We start from the raw sequence: 20611 nt of genomic DNA, 5'->3' as shown, positions 1-20611 counted from the left end.
TCGTCCAAGGTTAATAGATTACGTGACGGGCTCACTCTCCCCCGGTGGAATGCAAGCCCATTCTCCGGTTGGTTGATATCGGTACCAGTCTCCGTCCTGCGGGTCGAGCACGACCAGATGAACCCATTCATTATGGTAATAGTGTTGCAACACATCATGCCGGGCGATCAGCTTCTCGATCCATGTTCGCGGGGCCTCTACGATGGTCAGCAGCCGCATCGGCTCGTGGTACGGCATGTCCCCGTTCATGACGGTTTGCCTCGCCAAGCCCAGTCGCAGATCGCTCCATGGCCCGGACATGATACCGAACCGCCCTACGACGTTGTGGTAAATCTTACTGCCGCTCCCATACACCTCGTTATCCACCGCTGAAAAATAGTGCTCCATGTTGATCCATTGTGCCACGACCTGCGGGGCTGTGAGCAGCACTTCGAGCAAACGCTGGCTTGGATCTTCACGATAGTTGTAGGAGTGCAGAAATACCCGCCCGTTCAAGTCGAGCCCCTGAGTCAGTTCGCGGCGCGCGATGACAAACGCGGTATTGTTGGAGAGGCCCCACTCGGGGCGCACCTGGCTCCAGTCGACGCTTCGCCTCCCGACATGGGCATGGGCCGTCCGTTCGGGGAGTGTCTGCTGCACATCGGGAAAGCGGCGACATCGTTCCTGGCTGGTGAGGTGAGACGCGGCCAGAAGATCGCCTTGCAATCGGGACAGATCCGCCCGGTGTGTCGGAGGGACGTCCTCCAAGTCGAAGAGCTGCACTTCGTCGGTGGTGGTATTCATCTGCCCGGCGAGGAAATGCGTATCCAATGGAATATCGATGCCGGTTTTCTTTAAACGTGCTCGTACCGTCTGATTGTTGGCCATCATGGCCAAGACGCGCGCATTGGGCTTGCCTTCGTTGCCGCCGCACGCGCCGCAGTCCAGGGCAGACTCGTATGGATTGTTGTCAGAGGTGCTCCCATGGGCACAGAGCAGGACGAGTCGAGCAAAATTCTTGGTCAATCCCATCATACGGAGTGCGGTATCGACGGTGAGGACCTGCTCCTCAAGGGTAAACCCGGTCCTGGTGATCCGCTCTTTATGCCGTGACACCGCTCGCGCGTTCAGGTCGTATTGCCGTTGAAGCGTCTCAACGAATTCGTTGACCATCTCCGGTGTCAGTCGTGCGCGCGCAGTTTCTTGGGTTAAGACGGACGACAGGGGATCTTTGTCCACTCCCAATGCGCGTTGGCGCAAGGCCTCGACCAGAGGCGGGGCAATCATGGAGCTGCGGAGCCCCAATCGTTCCTGTAGCGCCTTCCTGACCAGCGCCTGTTGTTCCGCATTGAGCATCTCGGCGGTCTCACCTGGTGCGAGCTTATCGACCGTGAGCGTGGTCGGAAGAGAGGGAGCCGACAACTTCCGGAACCATGTAGTCAGCCGATGGTAGAGCGCCGGTATCAATGTTTTGCCGAAGATCGGGAGCCCGTAGAACCAGCCCAAGGACTCCACCATGACATAGGGGGTTACGACGTTCTCCTTCAAATCGTGCAGCAACGTATGGCCGGCATGGACCCACCGGGCGCGCACCTCGTGCTTTAATACGGTATCGTCTAGGTAACTCCGTGGAATTTCCCGGACTTCGTTCTTCGCACGCATGATGACTGGAAACTGCTCTGTATCGTGTTCCTTCCCCCAAGCTCGGTAGCGGATAAACGCGGCGAAGAAACCGGCGAACCCGTAGGTTTCATGGGGTCCCACCGATTCCAGGTGCCGCCGAAAGGGTTCGGAGCGCACGTCGATGCAGTAGACCGATTGCGAATAGGGTCGGTTCGTGGATGAGTGGGCTGGATCGTTGGGTCGGGTTCGGATTTTTTGGAGCAAGTGCTCCTGGTAGCTGGTTTCCAGCGCCTTCAGCCAGACTGGTCCATGTTCGGATTCGGGAAAGGCCTCCATCCAATCTACTAGCTGCTTGAGGTCCGACACTGAACACTCATTCAGGCAGCCGACGTCGATCTCCAAAAATCTGATCAGCGAAAGGAGCTGTTTGGCAGCTCCACGGAGTTTGGCCGTCTCCTGGCGAGGGACCACGTCCATTTTGTACCGGTCGAGCACGGCCTTCCAGCTCGCACCTCGACGATGAGCCAGCCGGTCCACCTCCTCGGCGTACAGGGCAGGCAAGAGCCCGGCCACGCGCTGACGCCTGAGATAATATTCTTCGGCATGACCATGCATGAAGTCAGTCACGGCATCGAATCGACCCTGGATACCAAGGTGTTCCTGGCAGGCCTTCTGAACCAGTTCCCGTGCGTACCATTGACGAATGGCTAAGAACTTGACCAACCCGGCGGGGTAGGCCTGCTGCCAGGGATAGTCGCGTTCCTCTCCGCGCCACTTGATAAAGCCGGCCCATCCAGGCAAAGACGTCAACTGCAACGACAGATAGTCCTGCCGAAGATCGGCGGGGATTCCCATCGCATCTAAACTTTCCAGGAGCGCATCTTCAGGATAGTCGGGCAGCTGAGCGATCTTCTCGCGGCTGTTTGGAATATCGCAGACGGACCATTCGTGGGACGCAAGGGCTTTCCAGGCCGCATACAGACCCTTGTCTCGCTCCGGCATGGCCCAGGTAGCATGACCTTCATCGAGGAAGGCTTCGCACCATTTGATCAGTTGATCGTTGATTTGCTGTACGATCTGAGTGCCGAGCGTATCATCGCACCAGTGTGAAAGCGTGAGCCATCGTCCGAGCGCCGCTTCGTCGCCACTCACCATGGTGCTGATTCGCTCGGATAGATCGGGGAAGACGGTGACCGGCCGAAGCCGGGCGGCAAGGTCGTCGCTTGTGTGACGCGATGGGTCGGGCAATTGATCGTCCAGGGGCTCGATAACCGGACTGCAGAGCCCCTCAGCAAGGCATGCACGCAGCACGGATCCGTGGGTAATCCTGTGCGTGCCAAGGAGAACAGACTTGTCGAGTATCAGTGGCTTAAGCGCATCATCGAGATGCGTTGCTTGGATTCGACCGGTTTTGAGGAACTTCCGATACACATGGCCGGGCAGATAGCCATTGCCCCCGACGAACTGTTTCCCTCGCCGAACTGCCTCTTCAAACGGCAGATACTCGATGCTATGCAAGGGATTATGGTGGACGAAGGTGCGCATGGGCCAGTACTGAGCGATGACTTCCCCTGCCAGGCGGACGATTCCGCGCAGTTCCATCCGCCGAGATTCGATGTTGCGCCCTTGTTCTAGTTCTGCCATGAGAACAACTCCCGAGCGTGCGCGGCCTGCTCGAAGATCGGCTGCTCCGGTGCAAAGAGGGCAGATGGGACGAGACCCAATGCCAGGAGCACGACGACGACGATCGCCAAGGAAACCAGTTCAGGATTCAAGAGATCGGTGTACCGCAAATCGGGTCGGCTCGCGCCGAACAACAATTGCTGCACCATCTGCATGATGTACCATGAGGCTGCAAGCCAGGCCGCCAGGGTGAGGAAGAGGCCGAACACCGGGGCTTGGGACGAGGTCAGCATCAACCCCATAAATCCGGCAAACACACCGAACGGCGGAATACCCATCGCGGCAAGGCCCAAGAGGGAGAGCAACACGGCGAATTTCGGCATGGCTGCAGCCAGACCGCTGATGGCTTGTGGGTCCACATCGTCGCCGTATCGCGTGCGGATGACCTGCCAGGCGATCAGGAGACCGCTGGTTGCAAGCCCGACAGCCCCGACCAAGAGCGTTCCTTGGGGCGTCGCGAATCCGCTTGTGGCGGCAAACCACCACGCGATCGAAAAGAAGGACAGGCTTCCATAACCCAGTATGAGGCGCACCCGCGATTGAGCCAGCGCTTTGACGGCGGCGTAGAGAGCTCCGAGCAGTGCCAAAACCCGAACGATCACCAGCACATCCTCCGGAACGATCGACAAGATCTGGGGCAACCGCTGGAACCCGATGACCGGCAGTAACACGACTACAAACGAAGGGAGGTTCCCCGGCAATCGTGTCACGGTCGTCAGATAGCCACCATGAAGAGGAACCAACGGCAACAACATCGCACACGTGACCAGCGCGGCGATGGACGAGACCGGCGGATCGGCGATCACCGAAATTCCCATTCCAACCAACCCGAGGATGAGCAGGCCGACGCCCCACCACGAAATCGGCCACAATGCGGTGTGATGGCGATAGAGCAGGATGACGAGCGTGCTCAGCAACATCATGAGGAAGAAAGAGCCGGAGAACTCGTGAGCCGTGAGTGCTCCCATTCCAAAGCCCAAACAGACCAAGGTCATAATCCACGAAAGCCGGTGATCGCTTCCTAAGGGGTGACTTAAGATCGATGTCAAAGCGGCAAGCGGCAGTAAGTACAGTGACAGGCATCCGTTGGGCGGAATCGTGAGGAATCCGGACAGCCCCACGACCGAGACTAAGCTGAGGATCGCACCGAGCATGGAGACCTTCTTCACGCGCTCGGAGCCCTCCCAGGATGTGAGCGCCACGATCGCTCCTCCCAATGGGATGGCGGCCAACAGCCATGGCACCAACGCCTCCATCATCGTGACCACCCACGTTCCAGTTTGTCGATCCGATGAATCAGTTGCCCGACCTTCAGGCCGATCGCCCGATAGCTTTCGTCGGCGTAGAGCCGATTCATGAGCAACGGATAGAGCCGAATTCTCACGCCTTCAATCCAAGACGGGGTCCACACGCTGTGTCCATGCGCTCGTAGATACAGGTAATACCACCCGAGCACGGTCAAACCGGTCGCACCGAGGATGAGGAGATCAAAGAGCCAGTCCGGCAGATCCGCAGCCTTGAAGTACGAAGCGACTTCCTCCGGGTTTGGGTAGAGGAAAGCCGTGAACGACTCCACGGCGAACAAATATGTGAGGACGATGAACAACAACGTCACCAACATAGTGGCCGACACCTTCCACGATGCGACGGCACGAAGCCGCGTGAGCGTCAAGATAGCTTGCGACGAGGTGATCCAAATGAAGAAGAGAATGATGACCGTCCCTTGCGATTCAAGCAGCGGAATGTGCAAGACTCCGTGCGTGACCAGCAAAATGAGCAGCGGAATAAACAGGGTCGTGGCAAAGCCCGTGGACCAGGTGAGACGAGAGAAGGCCGGTTCATCGGTGATTGCGTGGTCCGTATGAGGGAAATGGGGATCCTGGCGCGTCTTATGAATGACGTTGCCGCAGTACAAAAACACGGTGCCTTTGAAGAGTCCGTGCGCGATCAGATGAAACACGGCCAACGAAAACGCTCCGAGGCCGCATTCCATGATCATATAGCCCATTTGCCCAATAGTGGAAAACCCGAGCGTTTTCTTGATGTCGCTCTGAACCAGCATCATGGAGGCTCCAAGAACCGCCGTCAGCGTCCCGATGACGAAGGCGATGTGCAAGGTGGTGGAGCTCATGCCGAACAGCGGTGCCAGCCGATTGATGAGAAACCCCCCGGCATTGATGATGCCGGCGTGGAGCATCGCATGGACCGGGGTTGGGGCAAAGAGCGATCCCGGCAACCAGAGATGCAGCGGAAATTGTGCCGACTTGCCCATGGCCCCGATAAACAGCAGGAACGTGACTGCCGTGGTGCCACTGACCTCGACACCGAGCCACAACGAGAGGGTCACCGGCATTTCGGCCGCACGCAGAAAGAGGTCGTGGAATTCCAAGGTGCCGTAGAGCTGAAAAGCAAGCACGATGCCTGCCAGAAATGCCGTATCTGCAATGCGGAGGATCGTAAAGGTCTTGAACGCACCCGCCAAGGTTCCGGCATGCGTATGGTTGTGTGCGAGCAGATACAGGAGATAACTCAGGAGTTGCCAGAACAAGAACAGCATCATGAGATTGGAGCTCGATACCATGCAGATCAAGACGAAGTCCGTGAGGCAAATCAGGGACAGGTATCGACGGGCATGACCATCCTGGTACATGTAGGTCGTGGAATAGATATAGATGAGCATGCTGACGGCAGTGATGAGAGTCATCATGACCGCGCTCAGCCGGTCGACGTAGAAACCGAGAGGGATGATCAAGGATGCCGCCGAATCCGGGTTGTAGAACCGGATGACGATGGGCCCTTCAACTGTGACCAGGTACAATGTGAGAACCGAACCTAAGAATGCTAACCCGATTGGAAATGCGGCGAGCTTCTCACGTCGGCAGCGCGGCAAATCGGCGCCAAACATCACGATGGCCGAGGCGAGGAGCAGAAAGAGCGGCACGCTCAGCATGAGCGACGGCAACACGGCATCTCTCCTTGTCGTTGAACAACGTTCATTTTCTTGCTCCGTTGGCTCGCCCCGGATCCGACTCGGACGAACGGCAGGGTAACCATTAATACGGTGTCTTCATGTTCGTCAAGACGGTCGGTTCACGAGGCGTGCGTTCACGCACTGTCTTGAGAGGCACATGTGTCCCGTGCTGGGTGCCGTGAGCCATATCTCCAGCGTCCATCATCTGTGACTCAGAGTGCTCGTTCCCGAGCATACTTATCCACACGCTGGATCGTGGAGGTCAGCACTCGCCCTGCTCGATGCAACACCGAATCGACATAGAGTCGATTGAGAACTAAGACGTACAGACGAACGCGTAGATGGTCGATCCACGGCGGGCTCCATATGGTTCGACCATGCGCACGCAAGTACAGGTAGATCCACCCTGCAATCGTCAGCTGCGTCGAGACGACCAGCATGAGATCGAACAGCCAGGTGGGGAGCTCGGCAGCTTTGAAGTACGAGGCCACTTCCTCGGGGTTTGGGTACAGGAATGCCGTGAACGTTTCGACGGCGAACAGATACACGAACACGATAAACAAGAGGGTGACTAACATCGCGGCCGACACTTTCCATGAGGCGACTGCGCGCAGCCGCGTCAGAGTGAGAATCGCTTGTGAGGACGTGATCCAGATGAAAAGAGAAAGATGACGGTTCCTTGGGATTCCAACAGAGGAATCTCCAACACACCGTGCGTCGCCAAGAGAATGAGGAGCGGGATCAGGAGGGTCGTGATGAATCCGGTGGTCCAGGTGAGAGGAGAGTAACGTATTTCATCGGCCTGATGCCCGAGATGGGGAAGCGATGGCTCATGTCTCGCCTTGTGAATAACATTCCCGCAGTTCAAGAACACCGTCGCCTTGAACAGTCCATGCGCGATCAGATGGAACACGGCAAGAGAAAAGGCTCCTAAGCCACACTCCATGACCATGTAGCCCATTTGACCGATCGTGGAGAATCCAAGCATGTTCTTGATGTCGTTCTGGACCAGCATCATGGTCGCCCCGGCAACAGCGGTCAGCGTCCCGATGAAAAGCGTGATGTGGAGCGTCGTCGAACTCATTCCGAACAGGGGAGCCATGCGGTTGATGAGAAATCCGGCAGCATTGATGATACCCGCATGCAATAAAGCTGTGACGGATGTCGGCGCGTAGAGGTAGCGAGGGAGCCAGACGTAGAACGGGAATTGAGCGGACTTGCTCATCCCTCCGACCAGCAGCAAGAGCGTGACGGCCGTATGGCCCTCGAGCTCGATACCGGGAAACGGAGACACGGTTGCCGTCGAGTGCGCCGCGACGGTAAACAGATCCGGAAATTCCAACGTTCCGTAGAGCGCGTACGCTAGGGCGATCCCACCCATGAAGGCGACATCACCGACCCGTAGTAGGGTAAATGTGCGAAACGCGCTCTCCAACGTGTCACGGTGGCCGTGATTGTGAACCAGGATATACAGGAGGTAGCTGAGCACCTGCCAGAGCACGAAGAGCATCAGAAGATTCGCGCTGGAGACCAGGCAGAGGAGGACGAACACCGTAATCCCAATCAGCGCGAGGTATCGACGCTGGTGCGCGTCTTGATACATATACTCGACGGAATAGGTATAGATAATCGTGCCGATCCCGGAGATCAACGTCATCATCACTGCGCTCAATCGGTCAACGTAGAAGCCGAGGGGGATGGTGAACCCCATGGGTATCGTCGGGTCATAGAGTCGAAACACGAGTGGACCGTTCATGGTGACCACGTAGATTGTGGCCAGGGCACACCCGAAGGCCAAGCCGATCGGCCACGCCGCGAGCTTCGCGCGGCGGTGAAGAGTCGAGTCGTCACCGCTGATGACGATCAACGCGGCGATCAGTGGGAGCAACGGGACTAGCACACACAGGAGCATCGACACCTCACCAGCGCGTTTACAAAATAAAAGCCAACCATTCGGTGTGGAACCAAATGGTTGGCTTGTACTGCGACCGGCCTCTCAATCGACTGCGAGTCGCCCTACGGCCATGACAGGAAAATAATTCGGCGTCCTGACTCTCCCTAAAACAGAGCCTTCAAGAAGAGGCAACATTGCCATCTGCCTACCTGCGGCACAATGAATAATATGGGGGTGAGGAGTGCGTCAAGTATGAAATGCGGGATCAGGTCTTCCATCCATGGATGGTCGGAACCGAAAGACCCATCGCTCATCTGATACGGACAGCAAAAGACCCATGCAGGGTACCTGGTCATCCCAGGAGTGTTGGCTATAGGCAACACGCAATCTGTAATGTCGGCATCAAGTTCGAACAAGAATTCATGGAGTTGAGGTCAGGGCGACGTACGAGCCGTGAGCCGTATGAGAACTCGAGGGTGTCACGCCACGTTATTCATAAAATGACGTGTAGAATCTTATCAGATCGCTCAAGGAGAGAATTCCGACAATTTCTTCCCCATCTTTGACGACCAGGTACCTCACGCCATTGACCTTCATCACGGCTTGAGCGTTGCGGACTGGCTCATGACAGTCGATGCTAACAGGGTCTTTTCTCATCACGGCCTGAATCTCTGTTGTTGCTGGATCTCTTCCCTTGGCTAAGGCTTCCCGCGTGATACGCTTGTCGGAAATAATTCCAACGTACCGATTCTCATCATTCACGACTAGCAGCGCCCCAACCTTATAGAGACTCATGATCTCCGATGCTGCGCGTAACGTCATGTTCTTATGTGCCGTGATGGGATTTCGGTTCATGAATGCTGAAACCGTAGGCTCGTTCTGGTTTTTATCCTGTGTCGTCATGGTCAATCCTCGAAAGGGAAGGCAACCCAAAGGTGACAATAACAGAACAACCACTGACATGGAAGAAACGGGAGGCTCTGTTGTCTTTTCGAGGACGATCAGTCATCGTTGGTTGATCCAAGGAATTGATCTGCGAGGTAATCAAGTGATTTTTTTAAAGCGCCATCAATATCATCGGCAATGTTCTCTTCACCGATACTCTCGATGATCTTCAACTCGGTGAGGGCTCGTCGAACGGCTGGGTTCATGCCTTTGACAATAACTTTTGTCCGTCGTTTCCCCGCCATTATGACCATGTCTTCGACCGCGAATGCGCCCGAGAGGTCGATGATCGGCACGTAACGGAACGAGATGATCAGTACTTTGTAGTGCGCCAGTCTATCGATCTGCCTGTACATCGTATCGGCAATGCCGAAAAACATCGGCCCTTCCGGTTCGATGATCGCAATTTGCTTCTTCAAGTGGTGTGGGATGGATTCTTTAGCGGTACTTTGAGACTCGGCCAGTCCTTTGAGCTTGGGCTTCCACAGTTCGCTCATATCATGGACGAACAAAAAGAACGCAATGGCGAGGCCGACACCAACCGCCACCAGAAGGTCTTCCCAAACCGTCAGAAAGAGCACCGTCCAAAACGTAATTTTCGAAGATGTATCCATCCGATGGAGGATAGGAAAGACTCGAAAATCCAAAATGTCGTAGCCGACCTTGAACAGGATTCCCGCTAGGGCAGCCATCGGAATATACGATGCGAGGGGTGCCAAACCGAGTACCAGCGAGAGCAAGACCAACCCATGCACCACCGGCGCTGTGACGGTCTTGGCGCCACATTGGATTGCTGCGACACTTCGCATCGTTGCTGTTGCAGTGGTCAATCCACCTAATAGGCCAGCTGTTATATTCGCGAGCCCCTGCCCCCAAATTTCTTGATTACTGTTATGCCGCGACTCCGACATTTGATCGATGACGACACACGTCAAAAGCGAGTCGTAGACCGCCAGGCCAGCCAGCGCAGCGGCCGGACCGAGCATCTCATAAAATTGCGATATGGAGGGCAAGTAGATCTCAGGCAGGCCAGTGGGAACATGCGGAATGTAGTCAATATCTAACGCAAATATGTTGGCCACGGCAGTTCCCACCCCGAGACCAATTAACGGGCCAGGTAGCCACAACACCCTGGTAATTTTTGGCCAGATGATAATAGTCCCGAGCGTTACACAAGACACCAGCAAAGCTTGGGGGTTGGCGTTCATGGCAGAGGAAGGAATGGCCATCAATGCTTCCCGAACCGAAGACAGGGTGGGGAGCCCGACAAATGGGTTGAACTCGATGATCATGACAATTGCACCTATCCCGCACATGAAACCGGAAATGACGGAATAGGGCGTCAAGTAGATAAATTTTCCAATGCGAAAGAGGGCCAGAGCCAGCATGAGCACACCACTGAGAAAGACGATCCCAAAGGCATATGCAAGATCTGGTTGGCCGTTGGTCAACATGTGGTCATGCATCACCACCGCGAGCTGGACAGTTTTGGGGCCAGTCGGACCGCTGACGCCGTTGTTCGAGCCCCCAAACAAGCCGCCCACAACTCCTCCAGCAATGGCCCCCCACATCCCCGTAATGGCACCCAGGCCGGAGGCCACGCCAAAACCAAGGGCCAAAGGAAGGGCGATGAAGGCAACCGTAATCCCGGCCATAACGTCTTGGGTTACGTTGGTGCCCATCATTCGAATACGCGGCCAGGGATTGAACTCGTTGAGATACTTCATGAAAACATTTGGCTCGGAACTCATACGATGCCCCTCGCTACGGTCAACAAGAGACTTAGCTGAGAGTCGTTCACGTCACCCATACCCAAGGACCGAGTCTTAAGATGCCAAAAAGCAGGTGCTCTGTAGGCCCACTGAGTATGTGCTGTCTCGCTTGCAGACGAAGGACTCTCATTGTGGCAACCTGAGTCGATAGGACAGGCGCTAGATTGGCTGTGACAACATGATTGGCTTGAAACTCTTTCCACGAACTTCCCCCTACGTCAAAGCGTTACGAGAGGTCTGGGCAACATAAGGGTAAGCTGGTCGGCCTCGACTGTTGATCCGAGATGAAAACACAAAAGCCAACCACCTGGCTTCGACTTTGGGTCGAACCAAGTAGTTGGCTTGTACTACGACCGGCCTCTCAATGGACTGCGGGTCGCCCTACGGCCTCACAATGATCAATTTAGGCGTCCTACCTCTCCACGAGCAAGCTCGAGAGGAAGCAACACTGCCATCTGCCCAAATCCGGCTCCATGAATAATATGAGGCAGAGGAAAGGGTCAAGCCTGAAATGCCTGATCAGGGCTTCCATCCATCGATCAATGAAACGAAAGGCCCATCGCGAACCTGACTCAATCGGCGAAAGACCCAAACGTGGTACTTGTTCGTCTCTTCCCGCGACCTTATAATCGAATGAAGCCGAGACGTGGAAAACGCAATTCGCAACGCCGTCATCAAGTTTGAGCAAGAATTCATGGGGCGAGGCCCTGATGAGGTTCGTGCGCTCGTCGCGCGCGATCTTGTCGTCGTCCGGCTGAAGGGAGTGCTCACGCCGGCTGAACGGCAATTGGCCAAAACCACGGAAGGGGTCGAGATGGTCAAGCAACTTCGGCAAAACTTGATCGCGCAAGGCCGTGATAAGCTTTGCGATCAGGTGAGCGAGATCACCGGGACCAAAGTCCTCGGTCTCTTCACCGATATCGATGTACTACTCAGCGAGCGGGTGTTCGTGTTTACGACAGACCGAGACATCCAAAATGCCACGAGGCAGTTCAGCTCCTCATGAGCTGAGACGATCTTGATGTCGAAACCCTAGTAGGCGGCCGGTTGAGAAAACGTCCGGTTCGAGACCAGGTCCAGGATATGGAGGCCGTCGAACTGCGCCGCTGACGGACCCACGGCAATCAGGCCGACCCGCCCTTTCTGAGGCAGCACGGCATCCTCGACCGCCGCGACCTGGGCGCCATCCACATACACCGCCAATCGACCCTTATCGAGATGCAGAAAGTTGATCCGTTGGACGCGCATCGTATGCCAGGGCTTCGGCGCAAGCTTGGCCGTGACCTGTCCCAGCACCGTCACCTTCCCGTCCGTTACGCGTCTGGTCGTCACCAGACCGGTCCTCGGCTGAAGGGTAATGGCATAATAATTGTCGCGGTCGGTAACCGCGATGGCGATGCCGAGTTCACTCTGGTCGGTCAGCCTTGGAGCCCTCACCTGAACGGTGACATCGGGGTAGGTCGTTCTCACGTTGTCCGCAATGAGGAGTCGTACGCAGTCCGGTCGCGCACAGGCCAGCGAGCGGACCAGTCGTTGGAGACCGCGTGAGGGGTCCTGCTCAACGTGGACTTCCCAGAGGGCGGCGTTCTCATCGTCCCGACCCATCTCGACAAAGCCGGCCGGCATACTTCCAAGCTCATCTTGCTCGAAATTCCACTGCCAGAGGATGTCCTGCTTGGGAGGATTCGCATGGACGGCCACGTCCAGCACGTCGGGTGCGCGTGGTGGACGTGATAGGACGAGCGCGGCAGCTTCTGGGGTGAGCGACTTCACGAGATCGTTGGCGACCAGTTGCGTGTGCAGGCCTTTCAACCCGGGGATCTGATCCACATCCTGCCTGATCTGCTGCATCCGTTCCTGAAACTGATCCAGATGGCGCGGTACCGAGAGCGATTCCACTGCCACCTGCGCATAGTGCGCATGGAGCTTGTCGTATGGCTGCCTCAACCACTGGACGGCCTTTTCGGCTTCAGCCTGAGCCTGTGGCAGCCAGGGATGGTCGTAGCGCCGATTCCACGAGACGAACTGGATCCGATCCCAGGCGATTTCGGTCAAGATGGTGGCGTATTCGATCGTACCCGGAGTGCTGTCGCGCAACAACGCCTCATGGATCCCCAGCGCACCGGTCGGATCATTATTCCATCGAGTCAACACACCGAGGCGTCGGCGTTGCTCCGGTGTGGCACGATCTTGTCGGACCAGGGTCTCATAGGACGCCAGTGCGCGATAGATGGCATCGGCGGCCGGCTCGTACCCCTCGGACACGGCGGTGACTTCTTGTCGCCAGGTTTGCGCCTGAATGGTCCAGTAAAGTTCGGCGACTCGCCGCAGGGCGTGTCCGTCCCGGGCGGCGAGCCCTCCCCGTGCGATCCCCTGCTGGAGAACCGCCTGATAGCCGTCGTTCCCACGCATACTATGGGTCAAGGCATCCTCGGGATCGATCAACAAAAGCCGAGTCAGTATGCCGGCACGGTTTTCAGCCGTCAGATGAGTGGCTTGGTTCAAGGCGGCTCGCATGAACGGCTCTGCATCAGTCCGTTCCCACCACTGCGTCGAACCTGGGACGAGTTCACCCTTCACGATGGTGTGATCCGAATCAGCCTGATCGTACGTCCGACCGTGGTCAGGCCGTGGTCCGTAGTGGGTCGTGGCGATCAACGGTCCAGCGGGAAGACCTTCATTCATGACCGCCCGGTCGGTGGGAAACCCGAGCTTGCGCAGGCCGGTCACCACGATGAACCGAGCGACGACCTCGTGCACCGGCCCGAACTGACGTGGCGATCCGTTTCCCCACCAGACTTCTTCCGGTCTGAGCGCCAGCGGCGCCGTGAGCGGATCCGGGTAGACGATCTTGATATCCACGGCGTGCCCAAGCACTGACACCAGCGAGCCCTCCTGGATGTGGGACAGGGCGAATCGTTGTTTCGGACTGGTCCCCACCACGGTCAGCTGGGGGATCGGAGCCTGGTCTTGCAGCACAACCGATGGAGACAGGAAGATCGCCGGTGGGTATTCCTTCCAGCGCCCCGTGGCCCGGTGCCGGTCGTCCAAGAGGCCGAGGCCCACCCCGCGCTCTGTGGCGTTGAAAACGCCGACTTCTGCCTGCTGTTCCACCATGGTGGTGTGAGTGCGCAAGGTCTCGTCCCAACAGCGCCGGGCAAGTTCCGCCTTCAGTTTCGGCGATGTACCCCCAGCCCTGTCCCGTACTTGGATCAGGCACCCCAAGTCTGCTGCGGCCCAGGTCTCGATCTGGGAGTGGGCCAGCGCTTGGGCATACCGCAGCGCAAACCGGCTGATGTCATGGCCGGGTTGGATGCGAGAGGAGGCTGCGCTACCGTGTGACGGCCAGACTATCTCGAGGGCACTGACAAGCAGAACGACGAGGCCGGTAGATCGTGCAAGCATGGGTTTTACTCCGAGAACATGAAAAAATCGGGAGCCATCATGAGTTCGGTACGCCCGCTTTGGGCATAGTGATTCGTCCACTTCATAATGCAATCGACGGTCCCAAATTCCAGAGGAACCGGCGGACCCCGATGGGTCGAAGATCGTCCGGAATGTTGGGAATGAACTGTATGGTACCGAATGTACTCCGGGAAAACGAGACCCCGAGAAGCAGGTCGAGCTGTCGAAACGCTGGCGGTAAAACGTGCTTGCTCAAAGCCGGGAGAAGCGCTGCGATCCTATTCGGGCGATCACCGACGCCAAAACTCTAGGTCTCCTTACCGGTTCCTCGAAGAAGAAGTTTCCGTTCAGAACGTATGCGCATTGATCCACATGTGCACGAGAATGCTCGCGCCATATCCCAGCGCAATCGCCGGCGCCCATTTGAGATGACTAAAGAACGTGTATTTCCCTTTGGCCTGCCCCATCAACGCGACCCCCGCGGCCGAGCCGATGGAGAGAAGGCTGCCCCCAACCCCAGCGGTCAGCGTCACGAGCAACCATTGGCCCTCGGAAATGGCCGGGTTCATCGTCAGCACTGCGAACATGATCGGGATGTTGTCGACGACCGCCGATAAAAATCCAACCATGACATTGGCGAAGGTGGGACCCCACTCGAAATAGAGCACGTGGGAGGCCAAGGCCATATAGCCGATATGGCCGAGCCCGCCGACGCACATGACGACTCCATAGAAGAATAACAGCGTGTCCCACTCCGCTCGGGCAACCTTCTGAAACACATCGAACGGAACGACGTCTCCGATCTCCCCTTTCTTGTAGGGGGAGGCATGGTGTCGCTTCCGGCTCAGGTAATGGCCAAATAATCCCAGATACGCAAAGCCGGTCATCATTCCGAGGACTGGGGGCAGATGCAGAAAATTGTGAAAACTGACTGCGGTACAAATCGTGAGAAAAAATAACCCAATAATACGTTTGGCTCCGATCTTCATGTGAACCCTTTCGGAGGACGGCGGCGGAGATATTCGAGGGACGGCATAATGCATGATCGCAGCAGGCACAAGGAAGTTCACGGCTGAGGGGATAAACAGCTGAAAAAAGTCAAAGAACTCCAGGAGCCCCTTTTGCCACACCATCAGGGTCGTGATATCGCCGAAGGGGCTGAACGCTCCACCCGCATTGGCTGCCACCACAATATTGATGCACGATAAATTGACAAATTTTGGGCTGTGGGCTCCCACCGCCATGACGACGGCACACATTAAGAGGGCGGTGGTCAGATTGTCCGCCACCGGTGAAATGAAAAATGCCAGGATCCCCGTGATCCAGAAGAGTTGCCGGTAGCTGAACCCTTTACGAACCAGCCATGCCCGGATCGCCTCAAACACGAGTCGTTCATCGAGGGCGTTGATGTAGGTCATAGCGACCAGCAAGAACAGCATCAGTTCTGCGTATTCCATCAGATTGTGCCGGAAGGCATGTTCAACTAGTTCGCTTTGGCCTTGCGGATACGCGAGAGCGATCGCCCCCCAAATGATGCCGGCAGCCAAAATCACGGGTTTGGACTTCTTGAGGTGAGTAAACTCTTCGGACATGACCAGCGCATACGCTAGGACAAAGATGCACAGTGCGAAAAACCCAACTGGTGCAGTGGTCAAATCAATCAGGGTGTGGGATTCAGTTTCGGCGAAGGCGAGAAACGGCAGCCCGAAAACGATGAACGCGGTACCGAGACTAACTTGGAAGACACGACGAGCTCTCCACCGCAGGCAACGAAAAAGCATGACAAAGAGAGAAGAACTATTCACGCAGGACCGTCCTTTCGAGGATCATCCTCGTTGGCTGATTCATCTTCACGGTGGATCCGGAATGGTCGGATAGGAACCGTTAGCGTGCCGCTGAATAGCAGATCCAGAGATCGTCGTGCGAGGTCACAGTCGGACTACCCAGATACACCGGCCATCTCAAGAAAATAACAAGCTACACAGGCAGATGCGTGAAAATCAAGGCAAACTTTCTGAACTCCCTGCGATCTCGTGTGGTCAGGGAGGACGACAAGAGAAATGTCTGAAGAAGTGAAGTTGGTTGCACGCATAGGCTGCAATCCATCATGTACCCGAATTCTTTCTTTCAGTACTGGCTGTCGAGGCGTGGGGCTTGTGCCGCAGGCGGTATCGGGTCGATATGGAGCGACTTGCTTCTTCAAAGATCTTCCCGTTCAGAACGTATGCGCATTGATCCACATGTGCACGAGAATGCTCGCGCCATATCCCAGCGCAATCGCCGGCGCCCATTTGAGATGACTAAAGAACGTATACTTCCCTTTCGCCTGCCCCATCAACGCGACCCCGGCCGCCGAGCCGATGGAGAGAAGGCTGCCCCCAACCCCAGCGGTCAGCGTCACGAGCAACCATTGGCCCTCGGAAATGGCCGGGTTCATCGTCAGCACTGCGAACATGATCGGGATGTTGTCGACAATCGCCGATAAAAGCCCGATCGTGATGTTGGCGAAGGTGGGACCCCACTGGGAGTAGAGCACGTGGGAGGCCAAGGCCATATAGCCGATATGGCCGAGCCCGCCGACGCACATGACGACTCCATAGAAGAATAACAGCGTGTCCCACTCCGCTCGGGCAACCTTCTGAAACACATCGAACGGAACGACGTCTCCGATCTCCCCTTTCTTGTAGGGGGAGGCATGGTGTCGCTTCCGGCTCAGGTAATGGCCAAATAATCCCAGATACGCAAAGCCGGTCATCATTCCGAGGACTGGGGGCAGATGCAGAAAATTGTGAAAACTGACTGCGGTACAAATCGTGAGAAAAAATAACCCAATAATACGTTTGGCTCCGACTTTCATCCGGACCGTATCAGAAGACGGCGGCGGGGACATTCGAGGGACGGCATAATGCATGATCGCAGCAGGCACAAGGAAGTTCACGGCTGAGGGGATAAACAGCTGAAAAAAGTCAAAGAACTCCAGGAGCCCCTTTTGCCACACCATCAGGGTCGTGATATCGCCGAAGGGGCTGAACGCTCCACCCGCATTGGCCGCCACCACAATATTGATGCAAGCAAGACTGACGAAGTGTGGACTGTGGGCTCCCACCGCCATGACGACGGCACACATTAAGAGGGCGGTGGTCAGATTGTCCGCCACCGCCGAAATAAAAAACGCCAGGATCCCGGTGATCCAGAAGAGTTGCCGGTAGCTGAACCCTTTACGAACCAGCCATGCCCGGATCGCCTCAAACACGAGTCGTTCGTCGAGAGCGTTGATGTAGGTCATGGCGACCAGCAAGAACAGCATCAGTTCTGCGTATTCCATCAGATTGTGCCGGAAGGCGTTTTCAACAAACTCAGCCTGACTATCGGGAGACGCCAGGCTGATGGCCCCCCAAATGATGCCGGCAGCCAAAATCACAGGTTTGGACTTCTTGAGGTGAGTAAACTCTTCGGACATGACCAGCGCATACGCCAGGACAAAGATGCACAGCGCAAAATACCCCACTGGGGCGGTGGTCAAGTCGATCCCTGCGTGTGATTCGGTTTCGGCGAAGGCGAGAAACGGCAGCCCGAGGACGATGAACGCAGTCCCAAGACCCACTTGGGAGACACGGCTGGTGCTACACCGAAGACACAGAAAGAGCATGAACAAGAGGGAAGAGTGGTTCACACGCGACCATCCTTTCGAGGATCATCATCGTTGGCTAGTTACAGGAGTTGATCTGCAGAGTCATCACGAGAGTGTTTCGGAGCGCCACGTACTACGTTCTGTTTTGTGACTGCTGACGGGCGAGACGTTCCGGGCAGGGTTTGTCGCAGCCGGCATCGCACTCCAGACCAAGGCGTTCAAGGCCGCCACAACTGCCTCCGATCGGGCGGCGACCGAGTAGGACACCCACCGCCATAGCCAGGATCGCAATACCCATGACGAGAAAGGTCACCATAAAAATTGTCATGACAGCTCCTGTTTCCGGTACTGTTGGAAGCCACAGCAGACACGTTCCTCAAATTGCCCATCATGTTCGATGACGAAGAGGACGGGAAGATGGAGCCGCTCGGCTATGGCCATACCACGCTCGGGCCCTAGTACCTGAAACGCGGTAGCCCAGGCATCAGCTCGCATGCTGGTCTCCGCCAGTACCGTCACCGATGCCAGATGATGATCAACCGGCCGGCCGGTGGTGGGATCGATGGTATGGGAATAGCGTCGCCCGTCGATTTCAAAAAAGTTCCGATAATTGCCCGAGGTGGCGAGGGCGATGTCACTGAGCGCCAGCATGGTTTGCACTGAACGTTCGCCCGACAACGGTTTCTCAATCGCGATCCGCCAGGGTGTCTCGTGCTCCTTGTGACCACGTACCCGTATCTCACCACCGATCTCGACCATGTAATGGTCAATACCATGTGCGGTCATGAGTTCAGCAACTCGGTCCACCCCGTAGCCCTTAGCAATTCCGGAAAGATCTAGGAAGACATCAGGGCGGTGCTTGCGTATCGCTTGTGGAGTCTCACTGACCGAGACTTTATCGAGACCGCTGCGAGTGCGCGCAGCGGCGATGTCGGCTTCAAGCGGGATACGGTCTGGATGAACCTCGGGCCCGAATCCCCAGAGATTGACCAGGGGGCCCACCGTGATGTCAAACGCCCCTTCGCTCTGGGTGCCGATCTCTAGCGCGGCGTTAAGCACGCCACGGAGCGATGCGGATGCGGGTACCCAGTCGGTGGTGCGCAGACGGTTAAAGCGCGACAGTTCCGATTCCGGCTCATAGGTGGACATGGTGTGATTGATCTCGGCCAACAAGGCGTCCACATCGCTCTGCATCGCCTTCAGCGGCGGTGTATCCTGGGTCGCTCGGTATTTCACGGTATAGGTGGTCCCCATCGTATGGCCGCTCATATGCAGCTCAGCGGCAGGCGGATCAGGGCGCAGCAGGCCCAATCCTGCACCAGCGGCCAGCAGAGCGACCAAGGCCATCAGCGCACGGGGGCGTGGAACGGATGGATGCATAGAATCGTCATCCTCCGAAGTCATCGAGCATGATGTTTTCTCGCTCGACACCCAGATCCAACAGCATCTTGATCACGGCGGCATTCATCATCGGTGGTCCGCAGAGGTAGTACTCACAGTCCTCTGGCGCGGGATGGGTCTTCAGATATTCATTATGGAGTACGTTATGAATGAAGCCGGTATAGCCGGTCCACTGGTCCTCAGGGAGCGCGTCGGAAAGGGCGACATGCCACTCGAAGTTGTCGTGCGCGGCAGCCAGCTTGTCGAAATCGTCGACATAGAACATTTCGCGTTTCGATCGGGCCCCGTACCAGAATGACATCTTGCGGGTGGTCTTGAGGCGACCCAGCTGGTCAAAAATATGTGAACGCATGGGCGCCATCCCTGCACCACCACCGATGAATACCATCTCGTTGTCGGTGTCACGCGCAAAGAACTCGCCGAACGGCCCAGAAATGGTAACCTTGTCGCCCGGTTTCAGTCCGAAGAGGTAGGATGACATCTTACCAGGCGGCACATTCTGCGTGCGCGGTGGCGGTGTGGCGATGCGAATATTGAGCATAATGATGCCACGTTCCTCCGGGTAATTGGCCATGGAGTAGGCTCGCTCGAGGGGCTCATTGACCTTCGAAACAAGATTCCAGAGGTTCAGCCGGTCCCAGTCGCTGCGAAATCTCTCCTCGATATCAAACTGCTCAAACGAGTGCTTATACGGAGGGCAGAAAACCTGGATGTACCCACCGGCACGGAAATCGACATGTTCGCCCTGGGGAAGCTCCAGGACCAGTTCTTTGATAAAGGTGGCGACATTGCGGTTGGAGCGCACGGTACATTGCCATTTCTTGACGCCGAATATCTCATCGGGAATCTCGATCTTCATGTTCTGCTTGACCGCCACCTGGCAGGAGAGACGGTAGCCCTCGCGCGCTTCACGCTTGTTGATATGCGAGGTTTCTGTCGGCAGAATCCCACCACCCCCTTCGAAGACCTTGACCCGGCACACGCCGCAGGTCCCGCCGCCACCACAGGCGGAACTGACAAAAATCTTGGCGTCGCCCAGCGCATTGAGCAACTTGCCCCCGATCGGTGTCTCGATAAATTTCTTATCATTGATCGCGATCGTGACATGGCCACTCGCCACCAGTTTCGAGCGTGCACTCAGAATGAGGACAGCCAGAATGAGGACGATTCCTGTAAAAAATCCGACTCCGAGTAGGATCTCGATCATGCGCGGCCCCTCATCAGACTCAGCGGGATGCTGAAAAAGTCAGCCAGCAGTGTTCTCGCGTCGCTCAGAGGCTCAACGTACGGCACAGCGTATGATTCGC

14 protein-coding genes are annotated in these 20611 nt (G+C 56.5%); 1 reads left to right on the top strand and 13 read right to left on the bottom strand.

The features are described from left to right. Positions 1-18: 18 nt before the first annotated feature. The 7 genes from IPM58_06250 to IPM58_06220 form a co-directional block, all read right to left on the bottom strand. Positions 19-3246 carry a DUF2309 domain-containing protein gene (locus tag IPM58_06250; GenBank protein MBK9306683.1) on the bottom strand — a complete coding sequence of 1076 codons (3228 nt, stop codon included), beginning with the start codon at positions 3244-3246 and terminating at the stop codon, positions 19-21. After that, complete coding sequence (locus IPM58_06245) at positions 3234-4544, bottom strand: hypothetical protein (GenBank protein MBK9306682.1); 1311 nt, start codon at positions 4542-4544, stop codon at positions 3234-3236. The genes IPM58_06250 and IPM58_06245 overlap by 13 nt, the downstream gene beginning before the upstream one ends. Next, positions 4541-6235 carry an NADH-quinone oxidoreductase subunit L gene (locus IPM58_06240; GenBank protein ID MBK9306681.1) on the bottom strand — a complete coding sequence of 565 codons (1695 nt, stop codon included), beginning with the start codon at positions 6233-6235 and terminating at the stop codon, positions 4541-4543. The genes IPM58_06245 and IPM58_06240 overlap by 4 nt, the downstream gene beginning before the upstream one ends. Before the next feature lie 233 nt (positions 6236-6468). Beyond that, the gene (locus IPM58_06235) at positions 6469-6834 is read right to left on the bottom strand and encodes a hypothetical protein (protein ID MBK9306680.1); all 366 of its coding nucleotides are present in this window, start codon (positions 6832-6834) and stop codon (positions 6469-6471) included. 41 nt (positions 6835-6875) lie between these two features. Beyond that, positions 6876-8168, bottom strand: a complete 1293-nt coding sequence (locus IPM58_06230) for an NADH-quinone oxidoreductase subunit L (GenBank protein MBK9306679.1) — start codon at positions 8166-8168, stop codon at positions 6876-6878. A 471-nt stretch (positions 8169-8639) separates the two neighbouring features. Continuing rightward, entirely contained in the window at positions 8640-9053 is a 414-nt protein-coding gene (locus tag IPM58_06225) for a CBS domain-containing protein (protein ID MBK9306678.1), read from the bottom strand. A 98-nt stretch (positions 9054-9151) separates the two neighbouring features. Beyond that, complete coding sequence (locus IPM58_06220; GenBank protein ID MBK9306677.1) at positions 9152-10846, bottom strand: SulP family inorganic anion transporter; 1695 nt, start codon at positions 10844-10846, stop codon at positions 9152-9154. 667 nt (positions 10847-11513) lie between these two features. On the opposite strand from IPM58_06220, the gene IPM58_06215 reads away from it, so the two are divergent. Beyond that, positions 11514-11873 (top strand): DUF2294 domain-containing protein, encoded by a 360-nt coding sequence (locus IPM58_06215; GenBank protein MBK9306676.1) that lies wholly within the window; start codon positions 11514-11516, stop codon positions 11871-11873. 26 nt (positions 11874-11899) lie between these two features. Here the strand turns inward: IPM58_06215 and IPM58_06210 are convergent, their stop codons facing one another. From IPM58_06210 to IPM58_06185, 6 genes are all read right to left on the bottom strand, one after another. Next, positions 11900-14272: a hypothetical protein gene (locus IPM58_06210; protein MBK9306675.1), complete on the bottom strand. Its 2373-nt coding sequence runs from the start codon at positions 14270-14272 to the stop codon at positions 11900-11902. 347 nt (positions 14273-14619) lie between these two features. After that, the gene (gene nhaD / locus IPM58_06205) at positions 14620-16053 is read right to left on the bottom strand and encodes a sodium:proton antiporter NhaD (protein MBK9306674.1); all 1434 of its coding nucleotides are present in this window, start codon (positions 16051-16053) and stop codon (positions 14620-14622) included. 434 nt (positions 16054-16487) lie between these two features. After that, positions 16488-17921 (bottom strand): sodium:proton antiporter NhaD, encoded by a 1434-nt coding sequence (nhaD, locus tag IPM58_06200; protein ID MBK9306673.1) that lies wholly within the window; start codon positions 17919-17921, stop codon positions 16488-16490. Positions 17922-18036: 115 nt separating this feature from the next. Continuing rightward, positions 18037-18231, bottom strand: a complete 195-nt coding sequence (gene nqrM / locus IPM58_06195; protein MBK9306672.1) for a (Na+)-NQR maturation NqrM — start codon at positions 18229-18231, stop codon at positions 18037-18039. Then, entirely contained in the window at positions 18228-19250 is a 1023-nt protein-coding gene (locus IPM58_06190) for an FAD:protein FMN transferase (GenBank protein ID MBK9306671.1), read from the bottom strand. Before IPM58_06190 ends, nqrM begins: the two co-directional genes overlap by 4 nt. 40 nt (positions 19251-19290) lie before the next feature. After that, a complete protein-coding gene (locus tag IPM58_06185) occupies positions 19291-20511 on the bottom strand; it encodes an NADH:ubiquinone reductase (Na(+)-transporting) subunit F (GenBank protein ID MBK9306670.1) in 1221 nt (406 codons plus the stop codon). Between the last annotated feature and the right edge of the window lie 100 nt (positions 20512-20611).

Origin of the sequence: Nitrospira sp. (assembly GCA_016715825.1) — a bacterium.
Taxonomy (GTDB): domain Bacteria; phylum Nitrospirota; class Nitrospiria; order Nitrospirales; family Nitrospiraceae; genus Nitrospira_D.
This window is presented reverse-complemented; position numbering and strand designations above follow the sequence as displayed.